The organism is Sphingomonas spermidinifaciens, assembly GCF_002351485.1.
Lineage (GTDB): Bacteria > Pseudomonadota > Alphaproteobacteria > Sphingomonadales > Sphingomonadaceae > Sphingomonas > Sphingomonas spermidinifaciens.
This window is the reverse complement of the sequence record NZ_NWMW01000003.1, coordinates 258,481-279,814: the sequence shown is the minus strand read 5'-3', so window position 1 is coordinate 279,814 and position 21,334 is coordinate 258,481. Positions and strand designations below refer to the sequence as shown.

Sequence of the window (21,334 nt, the reverse complement as noted above, 5' to 3'; positions counted from 1 at the left end):
CGGCGGCGTCGCAGCTCTCTTACTGCGGTGCAGCAAGCTTGGCCAAGAGGGCATGCTATAGGTGTGAAGCTCGATCGGATGATTGCGATGAAACGTTGGACTAAAGCGACAACCGGTAAGCTTTTCCTAAGCTCGTTCATGCAAATCGGAGTCGCCATCCCCCGCTTCCTCGAAAGGGCCCCCGCTCGTGACGCTCGCGCTGCGCAAGACAGACTTCGATTCCGCACCGGAAGATGTCGTTGCCGAGCGGCGACACGACACCCGTCAGGCGATCGGCCGCACGGGGGTGCTTCGCCTTGCCGACGGTCTGCCGACGACGATCGCGATTGCCGATCTGACGCGTGAGGGTTGCCGCATGGTTTCGCCGACGCTCCACAAGGCGGGCGACATCGTCATGCTTGGGATCGCCGGCGTCGGCTCGATCGAGGCGGAAATCGTGTGGCAGCGGGGCAGCGAGCATGGCGCCCGCTTTCTCCGCCCGCTCCCGCCCGGCAGCGTGACTGCCGCGATGTCATCCAAGATCGAGTTCGGCGAGGATGGAGTTCCCGTCCTGCCCTCGCTCGCAGTGCCGTCGTTGAAGCAGGCGCCGCGTAGTCGGATCGCCACGCTCGCGCTGCTGGCGGCGTTCGCCTGGATTCCCGCGCTTGGCCTGTTCTACGCCACCCGTTGACCTGAACCGGGCGTCGCAGCGCTCTTAATAGGCGTTGCGATGTACGAGGACGTTGAGCGTTGCGAACAGGATCGCGATGTCCCGCGTCAGGCTCCAGCCGTTCAGATACTCGATATCGGCCTGGAGCCGGTTCTTGAGGTCTTCCGGCCGATGCGTCGCACCGCGGAAGCCGCGCACCTGGGCAAGGCCCGTGATGCCCGGCTTGAGCGCGTGGCGGTACCAATATTCGCGATCGATCTCCCAGAACAGCCGATCGCCCGCGAGCGAGCCTAGCGCGTGCGGGCGCGGCCCGACCAGGCTCATCTGGCCCAGCAACACGTTGAACAGCTGCGGCAACTCGTCGAGGCTGGTCCGGCGGATGAAGCGTCCGACGCGCGTGATGCGGTCGTCGTCACGCCGCGTCGACGTGGCGCCACGCCCGTCGGAGAGATCGGCGCGCATGCTGCGGAACTTGAGGATGTGGAAAATGCGATTGCCGCGGCCGATCCGCTCCTGCTTGAACAGAACGGTGCCCGGCGAATCGAGCTTGATCGCGATCGCGATGATCGCCAGCAGCGGTGCGACGGCGATCACGATCGGAATCGTTAGCGCCAGGTCGAGCGCCCGCTTCTTCGCCATGTCGCTGTAACTCAGCGGCCCACGCGCGACGAGCAGCGAGGGGCGATCGCGGAACTGCTTGAGCCCGAGCACCGGGATCGAGCCGAAGCCTGCGATGATAATCTCGCCGATCACGTTGGCGCCGCGTAGGACCAGTGCCCAGTCCGCCTGGCGATCGGCGCTGCAACGGACCACGATGCGCTCATACTTGTCGCACAGTTCGGCAAAGCGATGAAGCATGTACGGGTCGCTGACGTCGGGATTGAGGCCAATGCGATCGGCATAGATCACGTCGCCCTCGATCGGCCATGACCAGTCGGCATTGTCGATGATGAGGAGTTCGGAAACCAGGCTGTTGGCGACTGTATCGCGAACGACCCGGACCACGCCGTAACGCAGCGCGATCATCAGCGCCGCGCTGGTGCCGATGCTGAAGACGAACGCCAGGCGCGATACTTCTGCGCTGACGCGGAACAGGAACAGCGTCGTCAGGATCGCCAGCGCGGTGATCATCAGCGGCCATAGCGACAGGCTGATCGTCCGCCGGCCGCTGGTCACGGCGGGCCGGCTATAGGCATCGCTGCCGAGCGCGAACATGAAATAGACCGGCACGGTCGCCATCAACAAATCGACGCCACCCGGCGACAGCCACTGCTGGTCGCGAACGACATTGGCAAGCGTGAAGCCCGTGGTCAGCGAGAACAGGTCGATGACGATCAGCAGCACATAGAGGCGCATGCGCAGATTGCGGCGATGCAGCGCGTCGCGAAGGGCGGTCCGTGCGCCACTGTCCAGTCCGATGTCGAGCATCGTGTCTCCTGCGATCATCGCGAACTCCCCCTATCGCCGGAACCGGCGATCCCCTTCGCACGCGGCTGCTGCACTGCACAATCATACCCGCGAGGATAGCTGCGATGCAACGACGTTGTAGAGCGTGAGTCGGAAACCATGTTTGATCCAAATCGGCGCCAACGGCACTAAACAAGAGCGTAAGAGAAGGGGCGGACGTGACCAGCCGATGAACAATTCGACGAAGTGGACGGCCGCTGCGGCCACCTGCGTGCAGTTGCGAACGCTTGCGGCGATGCAGCAATAATGGTTGACAGGTCCGACGGTCACTTCGTCGGCAAAGCGGGAGCGCCAAGATCATGAAAAAGAGGCGTGTCTTCGTCGAACTCGACGGCCTGCGCGGAGTCGCGGCGCTTGCCGTGCTCACCCGGCATGCGCCCGACGGGCTGTTCCGCGACTGGCTCCCGGGTTCGTACCTGGCGGTCGATCTGTTTTTCGCCCTGAGCGGCTTCGTAATCGCCCATGCCTATGCCGACAGCCTAACGGTCGGAATGTCGACGGCGCGTTTCGCGCTGCTGCGGGTCATTCGCCTTTATCCGCTGTATCTTCTTGGGACAGCGCTGGGCCTGATCGTCCTGCTGCCCAAGCTGGCGGCGGAGGGCGGGATTCAGGCTGGCCCGCTGCTCGCCGCATTCGGGCTCAACGCGCTGTTCGTGCCGGTGCCGCCCGAACTGGCGATCGGTCGGGGCGAGACTTTTCCGTTTAATTTCCCCAGCTGGTCGCTCACCTTCGAGCTGATCGTGAACATCGTCTATGCCGCGCTGATCCTGTGGCTGACGGGATGGCGGCTCGGGCTGTTGCTGGCAGCCAGTTTCGCGGGGCTTATATGGGCGACGGCCGATCACGGCAGCCTGGACATGGGCTGGACCTTTGCGACGCTGCCTGGCGGTTTCGCGCGGACGATTTTCTCCTTCTACGTCGGCACCGTCATCTACGTGGCGAAGGATCGGCTGCCATGGCTGCGCGCGCCGTTCTGGGTCCTTGCGCCGCTGCTGCTGCTTTCGTTCATGATCGATCCGGGGCCCGGTGCGCGGGCCGTCACCGACCTGCTGCTCATCACCACGCTTTACCCGCTGATGATCATCGCGGCGGCCAATGTTCGAGAGAATGCGGGCGGCGGTGCGGTGATGCGCGAGCTCGGTGTCGCCTCCTACGCCATCTACATCCTGCACATGCCGATCATCGCGCTGGTGCGAGGCATCTTCCTCAAGGGACTGAACTATCCGTATCAGAATCTGGGCGGCTGGGGGACGATCGCGCTGGCCGGCGGAATTCTTCTTGCTGCATCCATCGTCGATCGTCTGTACGACCGGCCCGTGCGCCGCTTCCTGACACGCATCACGAACGCGCGTCGGGTAACCGCGGTTCAGAGCTGACTGGCTCTCTGCGGCGAGTGCGAATACGGGACAGTTAGTGGCCGTTTCAGGCGTCCCTCTTGCACTGCAGCATCGGCAGTGTAGAGGACGAACGCTGGACTCTATTGAGGGGCGACTGGCGTGGGCTTGACGCATCGGGACACCGGCAATCAGCGAACGCGCATGCGATTTCGTGGCGGCCGTCTTCTGATCGCCGCGCTGGCGTCGGCCTTGCCACCGACCATGGCCGCTGCGCAGACGTTGCCGAACCTGAAGGCGTCGCCGCAGGATCAGGCCGACCTGCAATATATGCAGCGGAACGGGCTGAATGTGCGAACTGCGGTCCTCACCACCTTCGATTCGAACATCGTCCGCACCGACGCGGACCTGGTGCCCTCGGCCGCGGACCTGATCGTCTCGCCCACGCTCGAGGCGCGCTTCAACCGCACCACGCCGCTTGCGTCGTTCTCGTTGTCCGGTCTGGTCGCGTACGACCAGTATGTCGATAACAGCGAGCGCAGCCGCCCGCGCTTTCTGGGCGGCGTGGATGGCGACGTCCGCGTGTTCGGGACGTGCAGCGTCAAGCCCACCGCCTCCTTCCGCCGCGAGCGCGCCGATTATGGCGACCTCAACGTGCAGGTCGAGAACCTGCAGTCTTTCTCGACGCTGGGGGCCACGGTCGAGTGCCCCCGATCCTCGGGCTTCTATCCGTCGTTCGGCTATCTGCGGTCGACGAGCGACAATGATCGCGACTTCGATTATGCGGACCAGCGGACGAACAGCTATTCGGCGGCAATCGCCTATGCCAAACCGTCGCTCGGGGTCGTCCGGCTGAGCTATACGCGCGACAACTCGACCCGGCCCAATGTCGGCGTGCGCACGCAGGTGAACAAGGCCGGCGTGATCTTCGATCGTGCGATCTCCTCGATCCTGGCCGCGCATATCGACGTCCATGCGCTGTGGACCGACAGCACGCCCGCGGTCATCGACCGTTATGAGGGCGCCGGCTGGGACATCCGTCTGACCACGCGCGCGGTGCCGCGGTGGCTGCTGTCGCTGCAATCGTCGCGAAAGATCACCAACGACACGCTGGTCGCATCGGGCTACGCGCTCGAAACCAGCTATGGCCTGGTGGGGCGCGGCGCGCTCAGCGAGTTGTTCTCGATCGATGCCTCGATCGAGCGCCGCGACCGGCGGTTTGAGCAAAATCCACTCGCCCCGGCGCAGCGGATCGGTTCGGACAACCTATTCATCGCCAACGCCCAGGCGCGTCGCCGCGTTTCCGAACGCTTCGCGATCATCGCTGGCGGAACCTATATCACTCGGCAGACGAACAACGGCCTCGCCGAATATAACGACGTTCAGGGCAGGTTGGGCTTCGAGGCCTATTTCTGAGCATGGAGACGATCATGCCGATCAAGAACACGATCCTGCACGGGGCGCTGGCCGCCTCGCTCGGGCTGGTCCCCGGCGCGGTGCTTGCGCAGACGGCGCCCGGCCCGGCCGGTAACCCTGCGCGCGCCACTGCCAATCGACCTGCCACGGCGCCGGCCGGCTATGTGCTCGGGTCAAATGACGAGATCCAGATCACCGTGTTCGGTCAGGAGGGGCTGAGCGTCAAGACGCGGATCAAGGATGACGGGACGGTCAACCTTGCCTTTGTCGGGCCGATCCAGGCGGCAGGCAAAACCACGCTGCAGCTGGGGCAGGACATTGCCCGTGCCTATGCATCGGGCGGCTATCTCGCCTCGCCCTCGGTCAATGTCGATGTGACCGACTTCATCAGCAGCCGCGTGACCGTGCTGGGGTTTGTTCCAAACCCGGGTAATTACGCGCTCAACCGCGACTATACGATTGCTTCGCTCGTAGCCGAGGCTGGCGGCGTCAAGGAGAACGGCGCCAATTTCGTTATCCTCACCCCGGGCGACAAATCGCCGCCCGTCCGTATTTCGCTGGCCGATCTTCAGGGCGATGCGAGCCGACGGGTCAATCCGGGCGACCAGATCTTCGTGCCCCAGGTCGAGACGGTCTATGTCTATGGTCAGGTGAACAAGCCCGGCTCGTTCCCGCTGCGGCCCGACATGACCTATCGCCAGGCGATGGCGGAGGCCGGTGGGCCGACGCTGGCCGCCTCAAAGAAGATCGAAGTGCGGCGCAAGGGGCAGAAAGTCGACAATGTTTCGCTCGACGACCTCGTGCAGCCCGACGACGTGCTGGTCGTAAAGGAGCGCATTTTCTGACCTGACCGCGGGCGTGCAGACGCCGGCCAGTACCGGGAGAAGCAGGCATGGTCTACTGGACGAAAATGGCAGGCCGGGCGCGGCGATCGCGCGCGGCGAAGTCGGCGTTGACCTTGGCCGGCGCATTGCTTGCCGCCACCGGATGTAGCGGGGCTGCGGCCGATCGAACGCCGGGTGCGATCGTGCTCGATCCTGCCGCCATGCGGGCGCGGCCGGCACCCCTGATCGTCGGTGTCGCAACGCATTTCGGCATCGGCGGCGAGTATGGATACGACATCGACAAGAGCGCTCGCGCGATTGCCGAGATCGGCTTCGACTCGTTTCGTGACGATCTCGGCTGGCAATGGTTTGACACCCACGGGCAGCAGCCGCTGCCCCGGCTCAGTCAATTCATCAAGGCGACGCGCGCCCGGCCGCTGATCATCCTGGGGGCCGAATATCCCGATCGCGCCGACCTCGACCCGCCGCTGACGCCGGCGGCGCGTCAGGCCTATGCCAAGTTCACCGCCGCCGCCGCGCAGTTGCCCGAACTGAAGGGCGCGATGTTCGAGATCGGCAATGAGTGGAACCTTCGCGCGGCGAAGGGGCGGCCGCTCATGCAGGATGCCGGGCAGGCCGGTGATCCGCGCGCGGCGACCGCATATGTTCCCGCCGCCATCGCCGGCGCGCGCGCGGTCCGTTCCGCGCAGCCCGGGGCGACCGTGCTGGTCGGCGCGGCGGGTATCGATCCCGGCTGGAAGTGGATCAGTGCGGTGTCGCGCAGCGCTGCGCCCGCAGCGACCGGGGTATCGGCGCATTACTATAACCAGTGCGAGCCCGGCCCGCGCCGCACCGGCGACGATACGATCCGGCAGATCGAGCGGCTGCACACATCGCTGGCAGGACCGAGCGGCAAGGCGCCGCCCATCTATGTCACCGAGTTCGGTTGGCCGACCGCGCGAAACTGCCCCGTGTCGCGCGATCAGGCCGCGAACAACGCGGCGCAGTTCATCCTCTGGGCCGGAGCCACGCCGTGGCTGCGCGGCGTCTGGATATATCAGCTGAAGGACCAGGGACGCGATCCGGTCGATATCGAGGCCAATTTCGGTATCTACGACTATGATTACCGTCCCAAGCCCGCGGCATGCCTGGTTCGCGAATCGATCGCGATCGTGCGGGCGATGAAGGGCGCGTCGGTGCAGCGCGGGCCGATGGGCACGATGCTGGTGCTGACCCGCGGGGCAAGCGGCCGGCGGCTGATCGCCTGGACCGGGGATGTCGGTGCCCAGGCGACGCTGGCGATTCGCGGCCAGCCGAGCCTGACGGCGCAGCCACTTTGCGGCCAGCCGGGGCGGGGCGCCACGGCGGCGCTGGGCAACCGGCCCGTCGTCATCGATCTGCCGCCCGGCGATAATGCGCTGCAACTGACCGTCGGATGAGGGGCGCGACGCCCTCACCCTTGCCTCGCGAGGACACGGCCCGTGCGAAGATCGCGTCGCTTCAAGGCCTTCGCTTCTTCGCGGCACTGCTCGTCGTCGTCGGCCATGCCCAGCATGAACTGCGCGAGGCCCGGCCCGATCTGGCGGCGAGCTGGGGCAGGGTGCCGTTCGACTGGGGCTTGGGCGTCGATATCTTCTTCGTCATCAGCGGCTTCATCATGATGCACATGATGGCCGACCGCTTTGCCGAACCGGGCGCGCCCGGCCGGTTCCTCGTTCGCCGGTTGATCCGGATCGTGCCGCTCTACTGGCTCGCGACGACGGCGACGCTGCTGACTGCGCTCGGCCTGTACCGGACGCCGGATGGCGCCGTGCATGCGCTTGCATCCTATCTGTTCCTGCCTTGGCCGCATCCCGATGGACGCGGCATTTTCCCGGTGCTGTCGCTGGGCTGGACCCTCAATTTCGAGATGCTGTTCTACCTGATCTTCGCGGCGGCGCTTGGCCTGCGGCGGAGCGCGGGGCTGGCGCTGATCGGCGCGACGTTCGTGATCCTGATCGCGCTGGGGCGATTGGGGCCGGCGGTGCCAGCGCTCCGCTTCTGGGGCGATACGATCATCTTCGAGTTCCTGTTTGGGATCGCGCTGGCGCTTGCGATGCGCCGCGCACCGCGGATCTCGCCCGGTGCTGCGTTGGCGGTGATCGCCGCCGCGCTGGTCGCCGCGACGATCAACTATCAGACGGACGCCTATCAATGGATGTCACGCGCGCTTACAGGGGGCGTGCCGGCGGTCGCGATCGTGGCGGCGGTGTTGATGGGGCTCGAGCCGCGTCAGCCGCGACAAGGGATCGTGCCGGCGCTGGTGCTGGCCGGCGACGCCTCTTACGCGCTGTACCTCACCCATCCGTTCGCGTTGAAGGCGATCGCGGCAGTCGCCGCCAAAGTGGGCCTGTGGGCGACCTTGCCGCTGCTCCCACCGGTCCTGATGATCGGTGCGGCGGTAATCGCTTCGATCGGCTTTTACCGGTGGGTCGAAAAGCCGATGCTGGCGATCCTGCTGCGCCGCATCGAGCGACGCCCGGCTGCAACTACTACGCGAGCGGTCGATCAAGTCTATCAGGGAAGTAATGGCCCATGAATGCTGAAACCCCGGTCCGGCGCTGGCGGGTCACCGTGCCCGACGCGCAGCAGCCCGAATGGTTTTCGGGTTGGCAGTTCAAGTTCCTGATGGCGGCATTCCTGATGTACGCCCTGCGCGATGCGTTGACGGGATCGCTGCGCTTTTATCTGGGCAAGGTCGGCCTGTCGCCGATCTGGTTCGTTCCCGACCTGATGGCGTTCGTCATCTTCGGCTTGTTCGTGAACCAGATGATCCTGCGCAACCGATCGCTGCCGGCCACGCTGTTCGTCGCCAACGTCTTCGTATCGATGGGGATCGGCATCGTGTTCATGCGGATGTCGCCCGCCATCGCGACGACCGCGGCCAAGGCGATCGTTCCGCTGTTCGTGGGCATGGCGTTTTCGGGGCGGACGCCGACGGAGCACTGGTTCCCGCGCGCCTTCCTCTATGTACTGGTCGTGATCTCTTGCATCGGCATCCTGCTGTCGCCGCACGTCGCCTTTCCCTGGATCGGTGCCGAGATCGACACGTTCGGCGTGAAGAAGGTCGTCGGAAAGCTCTGGTGGGCCGAAGGCGCGGTACGGCACGGTGGTTTCGCGGGCGACAGCACCATGGCCGCCTTCATGACGTTCTTCCCGTTCCTGCTGATCTTCCGATATTTGCCCAAATGGCTCAACATCGCCACGATGGCGCTGATCTATTCCGCGCTCGCCCTGACGACGAGCAAGACGGCGATTGGCCTGTTCTGGATGTTCGCGATCTTCTACGCGATCTTCTACATCTTCCCGGTGAAGCAGCGGTTCGAAGTACTGTCGCGGGCGGCGCTGGCGTCTTATGTCTTTGTTCTGGCGCCGGCGATCCTGATCATCGCGTTCGGCGGCGTCGATTTGACCGAGATCAGCCGGTCGCTCTTCAGCCTGGGCGACCGCATCAACCGAAGCTGGCAGATGCCGTTCGTGCATCTCAACAATCTTTTCCCGGCGGGCATCCTGCTGGGCTGTGGTGTCGGATGCTTCTCTTACCCGATGGGATATAGCCCACTGGCAAGCTACGCGGTGCCGGTCGACAACTTCTACCTGACGACGTACCTGTTCCTCGGCTTCCCCTTCGTGCTGTTCATGATCGCGCAGATCCTGTCAGTGCGGCGCGTGAAGGAGGAGGGTAAGCTGCTCGTGATCGTGGCGATCAACATCTACACGATCACCGTGGCATGTTACGGTCCGTCTTTCGCCACGATCATCGTCGGCTATACGTTCAGCGACCTGTTCCTGCGCAATCACGAGCACTGGACGCGGCGTTTCAAACGGGATCAATCGACCTCCGCGGCACCGCGCCCGACGCCAGCGGAACGGGAAACGACAGGCGTGCTGCAGGGCGCTTGACCGGCCGCGCAAATGAAAGGGGCGACCGGCCCGGCGCCGGTCGCCCCTGTCATGTGCGCATTTCGTCTGACCGCCCGCGTGATCGGCCCGGCATAACTCGGCCGAATGGAGCCCGCTCAAACGAGGACGGTCGCCGCCGCGGTCACTCTCTCGCTGTCGAGCACATCGACCGCCCGGCGCGTGTCGGCGACGGTCGCCCGATGCTTCTTGGCGACGATCACCGCGCCGTCGAAGCCGCGGATGGTCTGCGCGAACGACATGGACGAGATCGGCAGCGACAGGATCGCCAGCTCGGCCTGGATCGGCCAACGCTCGATCATGTCGAGCATCGGCGCCTGTTCGAGAAGGTGGGCGGCCGCAGGGGCCTGTTCGCCGGCGGGCATCACCGACAAGCCTTCGACCGGGCCGGGATAGGCGGCCAGCATCGCGGCGCTGCCGTCATAATGGTTCACCAGGCCCGCCTCTGCCGGCATGCCGAACAGATGGTCGATCATCGGCCTCTCGAACGCGCCGTCGATCAGCAGGGTGGGGGTCCCCAGCCGCGCGAGCACGATCGCCAGATTGGCGGCAAGTACCGCCAATTCGGCCTCGCAGTCGATGCCGACGAGCACCCAGGACTGGACGCGCCCGTGTGGACGGTCGGAAAAGGTGCTGAGCAGGGTGTCGCGCAGTGCCCTGATCTTCAGGGCATCCGGACTGCCGAGCTCATGCAGCGCGATCAGCTCGGGTCGCGGCGCCATCTGCGGCGCGCTGCGAACGCCGGGCGTGACCCGCGCGCCATCGCGTCCCGGTGCGCCGAATGCGGGATTGGCGGCGTGATCAGCGCCGCCGGCGGCGGATGACCTGATCCTCATTGCGTCGAACCTCCAAAACCGAGCCGGCGCGTTTCGGTGCCGGGAAGAAGCGGAACCGTGAAGTCGAGGACCGTCGGCATGTCGATCGCTTGCGCGGTCCCCGCGATCGAGCGGAGCCGGGGCCGCAGTACTTCGCGGACGATGATCGGCAGAATGCCCGCGACCGCGCCGAGCGTGATCGCCAGCAGGAACCAGAGCACCAGATTGGGTTGCGACGGAAGCATCGGCACGGACGCTCGATCCAGTCGGGTGGCGCTCGCCTGCGAGATCTCACCCTCCAGCGCCGCTTCGTTAAAGCGCTGGCGAACGGCGTCATAGGTCTGGCGCGCCGCATCGACGTCGCGCTGAAGCACGGCCAGCTGGTCCTGTACGCCCGAGATGGCGAGCAGCCGCTGCTGTTCCTGCGCCAGTTCCGCCTGAATGGTGGCGACGCGCCGGCTGGCGGCGACGCTGCCGCTGTTGAGCGACTGGGCCTGCGACGATCGCGCGGCCCCCAGCGAGGCGCGAAGCTCCGACAGCGACGCGCGTGCCGCGATCATGTCGGGATGATTGGGGCCGAGCGTCTTGCTGAGGTCCTGGACCTTGGCGGCCTGGGTGGCGACGTCGCGCTGCAGATCCTGGACCACGGCGGACGAGGCGACGCTGGGCGCGTTGCTCATCCCCGCGACCGATGAGGCTTGTGCCTGCGCGGCCTGCGCGGCGGTCAGCTCGGCCGAGAGCGTCTTGACCCGGTCGCCCTGAAGATCGAGGCGGTCGATGCCGACGATCCCGCGCTCGCGCTGGAACTGGGAGAGCCGCGCCTGAGCGGCTTCGAGCCGGCCGCGCACCTCGGCGATCCGGTCATCGTACCATGCCGCGTTCCGGCGGGCGGGGTCGGCGCGCAGGGCAACCTGTTCGGCGAGGAAAGAGTCGGCGATACGATTGGCGATATCGGCCGCCTGCTCTGGATCGGGCGCGTTATAGAAGATCTTGACGACGTTGCTGCCGGGCACGGTGACGACGCCGAACCTCTTCTGCATCGCGATCACTGCGTTCCGGAGCTTTTCGGTATCGTTGTCGCCCGGCTGTTCGGCCACGAGGCCCGCCTCGCGCGCAACTCGCGAAAACACCCGATCGCTCTTCAGAATGTCGGTCTGCGTACCGATCACCGTGTCGATCACCTGCGGACTCGGGGCCGCCTGATCGGCGACGGGATTGCGCTCGGTCACGTCGATGAGAAGCGACGAGGCCGCCGTGTAGCGACGCGGCTGCAGAAGGCCGAGGATCATGACCGCGACAAAGACTCCGCCGCCGACCAGAAGGACAAAGCGCAAGCGACGGGACAGGGCATGGACCAGGTCGGTGACGCGGATCATCTGAATCCTTCCTTCAACATCGTCATCGCGGACCCCAGCTGATCACGCTGTTCGATCCCGACCCTCCGGGCGTCGCCGCCACGGCGAAGCATCAGCACGAAGAATTGCGGTGCCAGCGTATCGCTGAAGCTGTAGCTGCCGGGAGACGGCTGGATCAGCGCCGGCTGCAACGCGCGGATCGTCTGTTCGACGCGATCGTCGATGCCGGCCGGCTCGAACCCGTAGTCCATCAGGGCGCTGCGCAGCGTCAGTGCGTCGAACAGCGGAACGTAACAGTCGAGGATCGCCGCGACGCACATTGCCTCTCGCGCCTGCGGGGAGGCGGGGATGAGGGCGCGCAGCGTCTCGCTGCTGTCGCGGCTGATCCGCTCCCACTCGCCCAGCGCTTCCCGAAAACCCGCTTCGGCATCGCGCATCTCGATCTGTCGGCGCTGCTCGCCCGCCGCAGACAGCGCGGCGTGAAGACCGAACAAGCGAAGGTGATAGGGCGAACCCGATGCCGCGGTGGCGATATAGTCGGCCACATCCGCGTCGATCGTCATGTCGACCTGTTGGCAGCAACGGTCGAGCAGCGCGATCAACTCCTCCTTGGCGATCGGACCGATGTACAGCGACTCGAGGTGGCGGCGCAGCGAAGGGTGCCCGCTGATCAGGTGATCGATGTCCGAGGCGATACCGACGAGCACCAGTCGGATCGGCGCGCGGATGTCCGACAGGAACTTCATCAGGCTCGATATGTCGGCCTTTGTCTGCTGGCTGGCGATCCGGTCGAACTCGTCGAGGACGATCAGGATCGGTCGGTCGAAATGATCGATCAGCCACCCGCCGAAGTTGCGTGCGTCCATCGACTGGAGCGGCGGCGGCGTCAGGCTGCGCTGCGCCGCGGAGCCGCCAAAGCTTGCGAGTTCAACGGCCACCGGATGCATCAGTCCGGCAAAATCGCTGTCGCCGCTGGCCGAATGGTAGAGGACGAGATTGCCGTGTTCGTCCGCAAAATCCCCGAACACGCGGGAAAGCGACGTTTTCCCCGACCCGCGCGCGCCATAGATGATGCCATGGCGTCCCTGATAGAGGACGCTTGCCACCAGCCGCTTGAGTTCCGCCCCGCGACCCCACAGGCCATTGCGGTCAGCGACCGGCATGCTTGAGTTGAATACCGAGTGGATGTTGCTGATCAGCGCCATGTCATCGGTGATCAGCATACGGCCAGCGATAGGTCCCTCGACAAGATTGGTCTCGGGCTCGACCCGGATAGGTAAGGGCGCCTCGCGCGGCGCAACGGCGCTCAGGTTTCGGGCAAGACCCTGATCGCCGAACAGGCCGGAGTCACTCGCAATGCGCGGCGGTCGGCGTTCGCCGCCAAAAAGGCGCAGCAGCCAATCGAACACCCACACACTCCCTGGTCAACAGACGAGCCATCGTTGAGGCCACCCGTTACCGATTCGCCACGCCGGTACAAGTCTCTGCACTGGTACGCCCAGCCGGGTCAGTGCCGAGCTGAAACATGCCGCAACCGAACACCCGCAACTGCCGCAGCAAGGACGAACGCACAGGCGCACCGTCCACTGCTGCGGTGCACCATAACAGCTTGCGGATTGTCGTCTAGAGGGCGCGTGCCTGAAGCGCCATCAGCTGGAGCGTGGGTACGCTGACGACCACGGGCATCACGCCGACCTGCACCAGGCGATCGGCCGAACCGGCGACCGCAGTTCCGCAAAGCGGCCGGGAAGTGTAGCCGATGGTCCCGCCGACGCGCACGCTGCCCGTCTGGCCCGCCCGACTGGTCCAGGCGATCAGCTTGGTATCGGTGGCGGTGCGAAGCGTCAGGACGAACAGGTCGGGGGAGGGGCGATGGAGAGTGGCGGCCTCAGCCTCGGCCAGCAGGGCATTCGCCTCACGCGGGGCGCACGCGCTCGGCTTCTCGCGGTATTGCGCGTCGTACAGGCCGAAGTTCATTTCGAGATCGGCTGCATCGGTCGCCTGATCGCGCAGCTGATAGCTCCATGTGCCGCGTATCCAGGGCTGTGCCGCGGCATAGAGCGTGAATTGCGCCGTATATGCGCCGACGGTAGCCGCATCGAATCCGCAGGCGACCGACGTGTTGGGCCAGCCGAACTCGGTGACGTAGATCGGCACCTCGCGTCCGCCATTCGCCTCGTTCAGCGCTGCTCGCGCCCGCTCGAGCCGGCCGATGAGCGCCGTCGCATTGTTCCAGGGTGAGACATTGCAGTGGGCGTAGAGGTGCAGGCCGAAGCCATCGGCATTCTCCAGCGCGCCGCCGCGCACGACGGCCTTGCTCCACTCCCAGTCGGGATCGTCGGCGGGAGTGCCGACGATCACCGTCGCCTGCGGATTGGCGGCGCGTACGGCGGCGGTCGCTGCCTTGGCGAGCGGCACATAATATTGCGCGGCGCGCGCATCGCCCGCCTCGCCAGCGCCAACCAGCTTGTTGAAGCGGTCGCCGACGCGCAGATTCCACTCATTGAAGATCTCGTAGATGACCGGGCGCTGGCCGACCGCCCTGACCGCGCGGCCGGCGAACTTGGCAAACTCCTGGCGAGCCGCTTCGGTGATCGGCGGGTTGGTGCCCTCGATCGCCGGATTGCCGTTGTTGAGGATCAGCACCGGCATCATGTCGGTCCGGTCCAGCGCCGCCTTGAGCGCGGGCTCCAGATGCGATCCCTGCGGGTCCCAGGACGGCGCGAAGGCGTTCCAGTAGATATCGTCGCGGAAGCTGTTGTTGTTCTGCGCCGCGATCAGGGCGAGCGTGCGCTCGGGATCGATGGGGTAGAGGCCGGCCTGAGCAAGATGAACGCCGATACCGGTGATCCGGCGCGGTTGCGGTGACATCGCGCTCGCCGCAAAGCTGATCGTCGTGGCTGCCGGGTCGGCGGGCAGCGTCGTTGTATCGACGGTGGTCGGCGGTGAGGTTGGCGACGGCGCGGGGGTGGGGACGGGCGTGGGCGCCGGTGCGATGGGCGACGGCGTGACGCTCGCTTCGCCGCCGTCCCCCGACCCGCCGCACGACACCAGCAACAGCGCCGCTGCGCTTACGCCCAGCCACTGCGATGCGTGTACAACCCGCCTGAAAACGCTCACCCGACAAGCCCCGAAGAACGCAATTGTTCTCGGCGCTTTTATTCAGATCAACTTGTTAGCTGGTTATCGAACAGGGTTAGCAAACCCTTACCGGGCGGCAAATTGCCCCTTCCAGGCGGCGATTTCGTCGAGCGGCAGGGTAAGCTGTACCGGGTCCGATCCGTCGATCCACTGATCGATCCGCGCCAGTTCCTCGCGCTTCACCACTGGCAGGCCAGTGTCGCGGCCGATCTCCGCCGCGCGATTGTCGACGATGACGATTAGCGAGCGCACGCTGTTCTGAAGCGCGAGGACGCCGCAGTGGAGGCGCAGGCCAACATAGTCCATGTCGCCCGAGCGCAGCGTCTCGTTCACCGCCTCCAGCGTGGGTTCGACGATCTCGACCTTGCCGCTGGCGAGATAGTCGGCGCCGATTTCCTCCAGATACGCCATGTCGTCGTACATCTGCGGCCAGAAGAAGACCTTCGAATAACGCTTGGCGAGCAGGTCGAGGATCGCGCGGTCCGCCTTGTCGTCGCGCAGATAGGCGGTCAGCGTGAAAAGCACGCGATCGGCCTTGGTCGTCGGGATCGCCGCGACATGCGTCGGCGACAGGTCCCACATCGTCGGGCAACCGGTATAGACGACGTTGTCGAAGCCCGCGCGCTTCAGCTTGTCGTGCGTGTAGCGGTCGCGCACCGAGTGCAGCATCGTCCGGTCAAAGATCTTGCCATAGATGGCGCGCGTGACCGGGTCGGGATCGCGCTGGTACTTGTGCCAGCCCACGCCCATCAACAGGAAGGGCTTGACCGAGCCCAGGTCGCGCAGCCGCAGCTTCAACTGATGATAGCGCAGCCAATGGCTGGCGATCATGTTGGTGCCGCCGATAAAGGCATAGTCGCACGCCTTTGCCTTGGCGAGGCCGACCTTGCCGGGATAATCGTGCGACGGGATCGAGGTAAAGAAGCCATAGGGAAACACCTCGCGCAGATGCTTGCGCACCGCGACCATGATGATCCCGTCCCCCAGATTGTCGGTCGTGACCGACGAGTCGTACAATGTGATCTTCTTGATGTCGGACATCGGTTTATCTCCTGAAGGGGTGGGGGCCGGCGTCAGCGAGCGACGCTTTCCAGCACGGCGAGCGCCTTGCGCCCCAGATAGTCGCGGTCGAACTCAAAGGTGGCGGCCGCCGCCTCGGCGCGGAGCGGGGTCAGCCGCTCGGGCGCGTCGAGCACGCCGGCGATCGCGTCGCGCCACGCCGCCACGTCGCCAGGGGCGACGAGCAAGCCGTTGACCCCGTCGCTGACCAGCTCTGGAATGCCACCCTTGTTGCTGCCCATCACCGGCAGGCCGAGGCCGAGCGCCTGGATGACGACGCCGGGCGAATTCTCATGCCAGATCGAGGGGACGAGCAAGAGGTCGCTCTGGTTCATCACCTCGGCCACCTGTTCCAGCGTCACATGGCCGTGGAAGCGCAGCCACGGCCGGTCGCCATAGGTCTCGCGCCAGCGCGCTTCGTCGGGACCGGCGCCGAGAATGTCCATCGTGAAGCGGTAGCGCTCGCTCAGGCTGTCGAGCGCCTCGAGCACCACTTCGACGCCCTTCGAGACGTGCAAGCGGCCGACATAAAGGAGGCGGGGGACGTCGCTCTCGACCCGCGGCTGCTCAGGCAGGGGATAGCGATTGGCGTTGAGGACGCGGTGGCAGGGATAGTCGTCGATCGGCTGGAACTGGCGCAGCTTGTCGAAATTGGCGGTCGAGGGCGAGATGAAGGCCAGCCGCTCGATCGAGCGGAGATAGCCCGTCTTGACCTTGCTCGACAGCGCGCAGGTCGTGCACTGGCCCGCACATTCCTTGCCGTCGATGAACATCGCCATCTTGACGCAGGCAAGCCCCAGGTCGTGCAGCGTGTAGACAACGGGCAGGTTCCGCTTTCCGAGCGCCTTCAACGCGTTATAGCCGATCCCTTGCAGAATGTGGATGTTGACCACGTCGGGCTTGACTGCGTCGAGCACGCGGCCGACCACCGCCTCGTTGCGCGGGTCGAGCAGGTCCTGTGCGTGCCAGATCGGCTTCTTCCAGACCGGCGCGCGGCTCGCCTCCAAAGGCGTGTAGGCGCGCGGGATCGACACGCGATAGATGCGATAGCCGTCCTCGACCGTGCCCCAGGTCTCGTCCGCGGGGGTCGGGGCGGTGGCGAGCACCGACACCTCATGCCCGTTCTCGACCAGCCAGGTGGCGAAATAATGCGCCGAAATCTCGGCACCGCCCTCGAAAAATGGTTTGAAGAGCGTGGCGATCAGCAGGATGCGCATCGGGGCTGTTCCTATTCGGGCAAGCGGTGCGGAGCGGCGGCTGCCGGACGGCGATCGAGGATACGGGCGGGCGCGCCGACGGCGACCGTGCCGGCGGGGACGTCGCCCGTCACCACCGAATTGGCCCCTACCGTCGCATCGTCGCCGATCGTCATGTTGCCGACGATCACCGCGCCTGCGGAGAGATAGACGCGGTCGCCGATCACCGGATGACCGCCCGCGGTCGCCGATTTCTTGCCGATGGTGACGTTCTGGAGGATCGTCACGCCGTCGCCGATCCGGCACACGCCGACGACGATGCCATAGGGGTGGGGAATGTGGAGCGCGCGGCCGACCTCTGCACCGATCGCGATCTCGGCGCCGAAGCTGCGCGTCGTCCACCACCAGAAGACGCGGCGCAGCCCGCGGCCGATGACGGGCACCCGGTACAGCCGGTCCTGGATACGGCGGCAGAGCACGAACTGGAAGCCCGGCATCAGGAAGATCATGCGCAGTGCCAGCTGGGGCGTGACCGGCAGCCCCTCTGACAGGGCGAACCTTTCGAGATCGCTGCGCACCAGCGTGCGGAAGCCGGGGTAAGACGTGCCGGTCATGCAGCGTCCACGTTGCGAAAGACGTCGAGCGTCTTGATCGCGCAGTTCCGCCAGTCATATTCGGCGGCGCGTGCCCGGCTGCGCGCCGACAGGTCGGCGTGAAGCAGCGGATCGTCGAGAAGGCGCGACAGGGTCGCTATGATGTCGGCGCGGTCGCTCGCGTCGCAATAGAGCGCCGCGTCGCCGCACCGTTCCTCAAGTGCGGGGATACGCGAGGCCACGACCGGCACGCCGCACGCCATCGCCTCCATCGGCGGGAGACCGGAGGATTCGTAGAGCGACGGAAAGAGAAAGGCGGCGGCGCCGTTGTACCAATCGACCAGCCTGTCGGTCTCGTTGACCTGACCGGCGAACAAGATGTGCTCGGCGATGTCCGGCGGGACGCTGCGATCCGATTGTTCGAGCGAAGCCTCGGTCCCGCCGACGAACACGAAGCGGGTACCGCGGCTGGCGGCCATCTCGCACGCGACGTCGAACATCATCGGGAAGTTCTTCCGCTTGCTGAGGCTGCCGACGTACAGGACATAGCCCGGTGGCGGCAGATCTGCGGGGCGGGGGCGGTCGATCACGACATCCTCGGCCAGGCCGCCATTCTGGATGGCGACCAGGCGCGGCGCGACAACCGGATAATGCTCGATGATCGACCGGCGCTCGGGCTCCGATACCGTCAGCACGGCGTCGGCGCGGCGCAGGATCATCGGCGTCATCAAATTGTAGACGAGGCGATAGGCGCGGCTGTAGGCGCTCGGGAAATAGCGGTAGGAGAGGTCGTGAACAGTCACGACGGTCTTCGTCCCGCCAAGCAGCGAGCGGATCGGCGCCGTGTTGCCGGGGCAGAACAGGATGCCGTCGCCGACCGCGCCCGGCAGGCTCGCCTGCTCCCAGCGATGGCCGCCGCCGCTGCCGATCCGGCGCACCGGAATATTGCGATAAACGGGCAGGTCGGTGGTCGCAGGCGGACACACCAGCTCCATCGTCACGTCCGACCGGGCGTCGAGCAGACGGTCGAACGCATGGACGATCTCTCGGGCATAACGCTGCACGCCCGTGATCGATTGGGTGAGAAAGCGTCCATTGATGACGATGTGCAGCACAGCCTACCCCGTTGCCGAGCCGGGCTTATAGCCCATCTATGCTGCGCTGCAACAGCGAGGCACTTTGTGACCAGGAAAACTTCGCGACACGCGTCGCGGCAGCGGCGGTCAGCTGATCGTGAAGCGCCGGATCGTCAAGCACGCGGCGCATCGCTGCGGCTATCGCGTCGTCGCTTTTCGGGTCGAAATAGAGCGCGGCATCGCCGCAGACCTCCTCCACCGGTGCGATCGACGATGCAAGGACCGGCCGACCCAGCCGCATCGCTTCGAGCGGAGGGATGCCGAACCCTTCGTAAAGGCTGGGAAAGACCAGCGCGTGCATCGCGCGGTAGAGGGCGACCAACTCGGCATCACCAACCCGCCCGGCAAGCACGATGCGGTCGCTGTGGCCGCGGAGCGCATCGTTGGCGAACGATGCGACCGCCCCGCCGACGATGACCAGGCGCTCGTCATCGCGCGCCACCCGTTCGAACGCGCGAATCGCGGCCGGCAGGTTCTTGTTCGGGGCGAACGACCCGACCAGCAGAAGAAAGCGTTTGCCGCCCAGTTTCAGTCGCTCGACGATCGCAGTGTCGGGAGTGATGCGCGCCACATGGTCGGCGGCGTTGGGAATGACCGGCACGCGCGCGGGATCGAGGCCGAGAACCTCTGACAATTCGCGCCGCGAAAACTCGGATACGGTCGCGATGCGTGCCCGCCGTGCAAGCAGACGGTCGAGCCGCTGATGGAACAGTCGATAGCCACGGCTGAAATGATCGGGGTGACGAAAGACCCAGGCGTCGTGGACGACCACCAGCGAGCGGCGGTGCGCGACCGGGCCCGAATTGCACAGGTTCACCAGCACCCCGTCCTGCGCTGCGCGGGGCAGGTCGATCTGCTCCCATGCATGACCGCGCAGTCGCCCCACGGTGCGAAAGCCGAGATGCCCCAGCGCGGCCGGCTGGTCGATCCCGGCGGGTGCCAGGAGGGTGACGGGCCCTCCGCCGCGCTGCTGATCAAGCCCCTCCAGAAGGCCGAGCGCAAAGCGTTCCACCCCGGTGACCGGCCGCGCCAGAAAGCGGGCGTTTACGTAGACGGGCGTGTTCATTTCGCGGTCGCCGCCTGGCGCTGGGCGACCTCGAGGCGATAGACGCGCCGGACATAGGCCGCGCGCGCGATCACCAGCAGCGTCGCCGTGACGAGCGCCGATAGGCCGCTGCCGATCAACCCGAACTCGCTGATGAAGAAGATGCCGAAGCCCAGGGTCATCGCGACGCCCGCGACGTTGGTGATCGCATAATAGCGATCGCGGCCCGTGCTGGTGATGGTCGTGTTGAGCAGGTCGGATCCGGCCCGCGCCACCGCGGCGATCATCATCAGCGCCAGAAGGCCGGTATAATGGGGAAAGCGGCCGCCCGGATCGAAACGGATGACGATCTCCACCGCCACGAAGATCGCCGCAGCGAGGCTGGTGGCGAGGATGCCGGTCTTGACGATCTCGCCGCGCAGCGCGCGCTGCCAATTGTCCAGCGTCGGTTCGCGGAAGCTCTTGAGAAGCCTGGGCAGGGCGAGTTGCACGACCGCAGTCTGCATCATCGTCTGCAGGGCGTTGGCGATCGACCAGTAGAAGGTATAGACGCCGGTCGCGCCGATCCCGAGGATCCAGTTGACGATGTACCGGTCGAGAAAGGCGAGCCCGACGATCCCAAGGTCGCTGAAGTAAATATACCAGGATTGGCGAAGCCGCGCCGCGATCCAATTGCGGTCGATCGGCGCGTTGAGCTCCGCCATCACCGGCCAGCGTCGCAGGAAGAAGCCCATCAGCACCAGGCTGAGCAGATGGCAGACGATCCACGCGACGAACAATGCTTCGAGCGTGCGCAGGGCGGGCACGTAGATGCCGAGCACGATGATGACCGGGACCCACACGGCCGATCGGACGAAGACGATGACATTTGCCTGGGTCGCCAGCTCAAGGCCGATGAGCGGCAGGTAGAGGTCGAGCGCGATCGTCTCAAGCCAGAGAAGGACGAGGATCAGGAGAAAGATCGGATCGGTGAAATTGCCCGTCGCGAGCCCGAAGGCCGCGAGGCCGAGGCTGCCCAGCGTCAACGAAACGAGAGTCACGAACAACCGGCTCTTGACGAGTGCGACAACCTTGTCCGGCGTCCGGCCGACGACCTCGCGCGCGGTGAAATAGTTTAGACCCCAGCCGATAGCCGCCGGTGCGACACCCACCGCGCCGGCCGCGAGACCGTAGATGCCGGCCGCTTCGAGCCCCAAAAAGGCGACGATGTAGAAGCTGAGGCCGAAACGAAAGCCGAGCGTCAGCGCCCGCAGCATGAGATTCAGGCCGCCCCCGGCCATCACGCGCCGCAACACGCCGCGCGACGAAGCCGCACCCGTCACCGTTTCTGGTTCTGGACCCAAC

At 65.7% G+C, this 21,334-nt stretch carries 18 protein-coding genes; 7 read left to right on the top strand and 11 right to left on the bottom strand.

Annotated elements, in window-relative coordinates; genetic code table 11:
• Nucleotides 1-187: 187 nt before the first annotated feature.
• Nucleotides 188-670: a PilZ domain-containing protein gene (locus COC42_RS16675; RefSeq protein WP_096344488.1), complete on the top strand. Its 483-nt coding sequence runs from the start codon at nucleotides 188-190 to the stop codon at nucleotides 668-670.
• Between the two features lie 24 nt (nucleotides 671-694).
• On the opposite strand, the gene COC42_RS16670 is transcribed toward COC42_RS16675, so the two are convergent.
• Nucleotides 695-2,095 carry a sugar transferase gene (locus COC42_RS16670; protein WP_245844340.1) on the bottom strand — a complete coding sequence of 467 codons (1,401 nt, stop codon included), beginning with the start codon at nucleotides 2,093-2,095 and terminating at the stop codon, nucleotides 695-697.
• Between the two features lie 320 nt (nucleotides 2,096-2,415).
• Here COC42_RS16670 and COC42_RS16665 point away from each other — a divergent pair, with 320 nt between their 5' ends.
• From COC42_RS16665 to COC42_RS16640, 6 genes are all read left to right on the top strand, one after another.
• Entirely contained in the window at nucleotides 2,416-3,492 is a 1,077-nt protein-coding gene (locus tag COC42_RS16665) for an acyltransferase family protein (RefSeq protein WP_096344487.1), read from the top strand.
• 162 nt (nucleotides 3,493-3,654) lie between these two features.
• Complete coding sequence (locus tag COC42_RS16660) at nucleotides 3,655-4,866, top strand: hypothetical protein (protein ID WP_141395882.1); 1,212 nt, start codon at nucleotides 3,655-3,657, stop codon at nucleotides 4,864-4,866.
• A gap of 14 nt (nucleotides 4,867-4,880) precedes the next feature.
• On the top strand, nucleotides 4,881-5,711 hold the full coding sequence (locus COC42_RS16655; protein WP_096344577.1) for an SLBB domain-containing protein: 831 nt from the start codon (nucleotides 4,881-4,883) through the stop codon (nucleotides 5,709-5,711).
• A gap of 47 nt (nucleotides 5,712-5,758) precedes the next feature.
• Complete coding sequence (locus COC42_RS16650; RefSeq protein ID WP_141395881.1) at nucleotides 5,759-7,129, top strand: glycoside hydrolase 5 family protein; 1,371 nt, start codon at nucleotides 5,759-5,761, stop codon at nucleotides 7,127-7,129.
• Entirely contained in the window at nucleotides 7,126-8,268 is a 1,143-nt protein-coding gene (locus COC42_RS16645; protein WP_096344484.1) for an acyltransferase family protein, read from the top strand. Before COC42_RS16650 ends, COC42_RS16645 begins: the two co-directional genes overlap by 4 nt.
• A gap of 194 nt (nucleotides 8,269-8,462) precedes the next feature.
• Nucleotides 8,463-9,632 carry a hypothetical protein gene (locus COC42_RS16640; RefSeq protein WP_141395880.1) on the top strand — a complete coding sequence of 390 codons (1,170 nt, stop codon included), beginning with the start codon at nucleotides 8,463-8,465 and terminating at the stop codon, nucleotides 9,630-9,632.
• A 116-nt stretch (nucleotides 9,633-9,748) separates the two neighbouring features.
• On the opposite strand, the gene COC42_RS16635 is transcribed toward COC42_RS16640, so the two are convergent.
• The 10 genes from COC42_RS16635 to COC42_RS16590 form a co-directional block, all read right to left on the bottom strand.
• Nucleotides 9,749-10,486, bottom strand: a complete 738-nt coding sequence (locus COC42_RS16635; protein ID WP_096344482.1) for a P-loop NTPase family protein — start codon at nucleotides 10,484-10,486, stop codon at nucleotides 9,749-9,751.
• Nucleotides 10,483-11,841 carry a GNVR domain-containing protein gene (locus tag COC42_RS16630; RefSeq protein WP_096344481.1) on the bottom strand — a complete coding sequence of 453 codons (1,359 nt, stop codon included), beginning with the start codon at nucleotides 11,839-11,841 and terminating at the stop codon, nucleotides 10,483-10,485. Before COC42_RS16630 ends, COC42_RS16635 begins: the two co-directional genes overlap by 4 nt.
• Entirely contained in the window at nucleotides 11,838-13,043 is a 1,206-nt protein-coding gene (locus COC42_RS16625; protein WP_141395879.1) for an nSTAND1 domain-containing NTPase, read from the bottom strand. The genes COC42_RS16630 and COC42_RS16625 overlap by 4 nt, the downstream gene beginning before the upstream one ends.
• A 400-nt stretch (nucleotides 13,044-13,443) precedes the next feature.
• The gene (locus COC42_RS16620; RefSeq protein WP_141395878.1) at nucleotides 13,444-14,940 is read right to left on the bottom strand and encodes a cellulase family glycosylhydrolase; all 1,497 of its coding nucleotides are present in this window, start codon (nucleotides 14,938-14,940) and stop codon (nucleotides 13,444-13,446) included.
• 87 nt (nucleotides 14,941-15,027) lie between these two features.
• A complete protein-coding gene (locus COC42_RS16615; RefSeq protein WP_096344478.1) occupies nucleotides 15,028-16,002 on the bottom strand; it encodes a polysaccharide pyruvyl transferase family protein in 975 nt (324 codons plus the stop codon).
• Between the two features lie 32 nt (nucleotides 16,003-16,034).
• Nucleotides 16,035-17,237 carry a glycosyltransferase family 4 protein gene (locus COC42_RS16610; RefSeq protein ID WP_096344477.1) on the bottom strand — a complete coding sequence of 401 codons (1,203 nt, stop codon included), beginning with the start codon at nucleotides 17,235-17,237 and terminating at the stop codon, nucleotides 16,035-16,037.
• Between the two features lie 11 nt (nucleotides 17,238-17,248).
• Nucleotides 17,249-17,830: a serine O-acetyltransferase gene (locus tag COC42_RS16605; RefSeq protein ID WP_096344476.1), complete on the bottom strand. Its 582-nt coding sequence runs from the start codon at nucleotides 17,828-17,830 to the stop codon at nucleotides 17,249-17,251.
• Complete coding sequence (locus COC42_RS16600) at nucleotides 17,827-18,924, bottom strand: glycosyltransferase family 4 protein (RefSeq protein ID WP_096344475.1); 1,098 nt, start codon at nucleotides 18,922-18,924, stop codon at nucleotides 17,827-17,829. Before COC42_RS16600 ends, COC42_RS16605 begins: the two co-directional genes overlap by 4 nt.
• 25 nt (nucleotides 18,925-18,949) lie before the next feature.
• Nucleotides 18,950-20,011: a glycosyltransferase family 4 protein gene (locus COC42_RS16595; protein ID WP_096344474.1), complete on the bottom strand. Its 1,062-nt coding sequence runs from the start codon at nucleotides 20,009-20,011 to the stop codon at nucleotides 18,950-18,952.
• On the bottom strand, nucleotides 20,008-21,333 hold the full coding sequence (locus COC42_RS16590) for a lipopolysaccharide biosynthesis protein (protein ID WP_141395877.1): 1,326 nt from the start codon (nucleotides 21,331-21,333) through the stop codon (nucleotides 20,008-20,010). Before COC42_RS16590 ends, COC42_RS16595 begins: the two co-directional genes overlap by 4 nt.
• Nucleotide 21,334: the final 1 nt, after the last annotated feature.

Bases quoted from the DNA above. Each gene is read 5' to 3' on its own strand.
- COC42_RS16610 (WP_096344477.1), bottom strand. From the start codon at position 17,237: ATGCGCATCCTGCTGATCGCCACGCTCTTCAAACCATTTTTCGAGGGC.
- COC42_RS16645 (WP_096344484.1), top strand. From the start codon at position 7,126: ATGAGGGGCGCGACGCCCTCACCCTTGCCTCGCGAGGACACGGCCCGT.
- COC42_RS16660 (WP_141395882.1), top strand. From the start codon at position 3,655: ATGCGATTTCGTGGCGGCCGTCTTCTGATCGCCGCGCTGGCGTCGGCC.
- COC42_RS16650 (WP_141395881.1), top strand. From the start codon at position 5,759: ATGGTCTACTGGACGAAAATGGCAGGCCGGGCGCGGCGATCGCGCGCG.
- COC42_RS16595 (WP_096344474.1), bottom strand. From the start codon at position 20,011: ATGAACACGCCCGTCTACGTAAACGCCCGCTTTCTGGCGCGGCCGGTC.
- COC42_RS16635 (WP_096344482.1), bottom strand. From the start codon at position 10,486: ATGAGGATCAGGTCATCCGCCGCCGGCGGCGCTGATCACGCCGCCAAT.
- COC42_RS16655 (WP_096344577.1), top strand. From the start codon at position 4,881: ATGCCGATCAAGAACACGATCCTGCACGGGGCGCTGGCCGCCTCGCTC.
- COC42_RS16640 (WP_141395880.1), top strand. From the start codon at position 8,463: ATGGCGTTCGTCATCTTCGGCTTGTTCGTGAACCAGATGATCCTGCGC.
- COC42_RS16615 (WP_096344478.1), bottom strand. From the start codon at position 16,002: ATGTCCGACATCAAGAAGATCACATTGTACGACTCGTCGGTCACGACC.
- COC42_RS16605 (WP_096344476.1), bottom strand. From the start codon at position 17,830: ATGACCGGCACGTCTTACCCCGGCTTCCGCACGCTGGTGCGCAGCGAT.
- COC42_RS16665 (WP_096344487.1), top strand. From the start codon at position 2,416: ATGAAAAAGAGGCGTGTCTTCGTCGAACTCGACGGCCTGCGCGGAGTC.
- COC42_RS16630 (WP_096344481.1), bottom strand. From the start codon at position 11,841: ATGATCCGCGTCACCGACCTGGTCCATGCCCTGTCCCGTCGCTTGCGC.
- COC42_RS16625 (WP_141395879.1), bottom strand. From the start codon at position 13,043: ATGCTGATCACCGATGACATGGCGCTGATCAGCAACATCCACTCGGTA.
- COC42_RS16670 (WP_245844340.1), bottom strand. From the start codon at position 2,095: ATGATCGCAGGAGACACGATGCTCGACATCGGACTGGACAGTGGCGCA.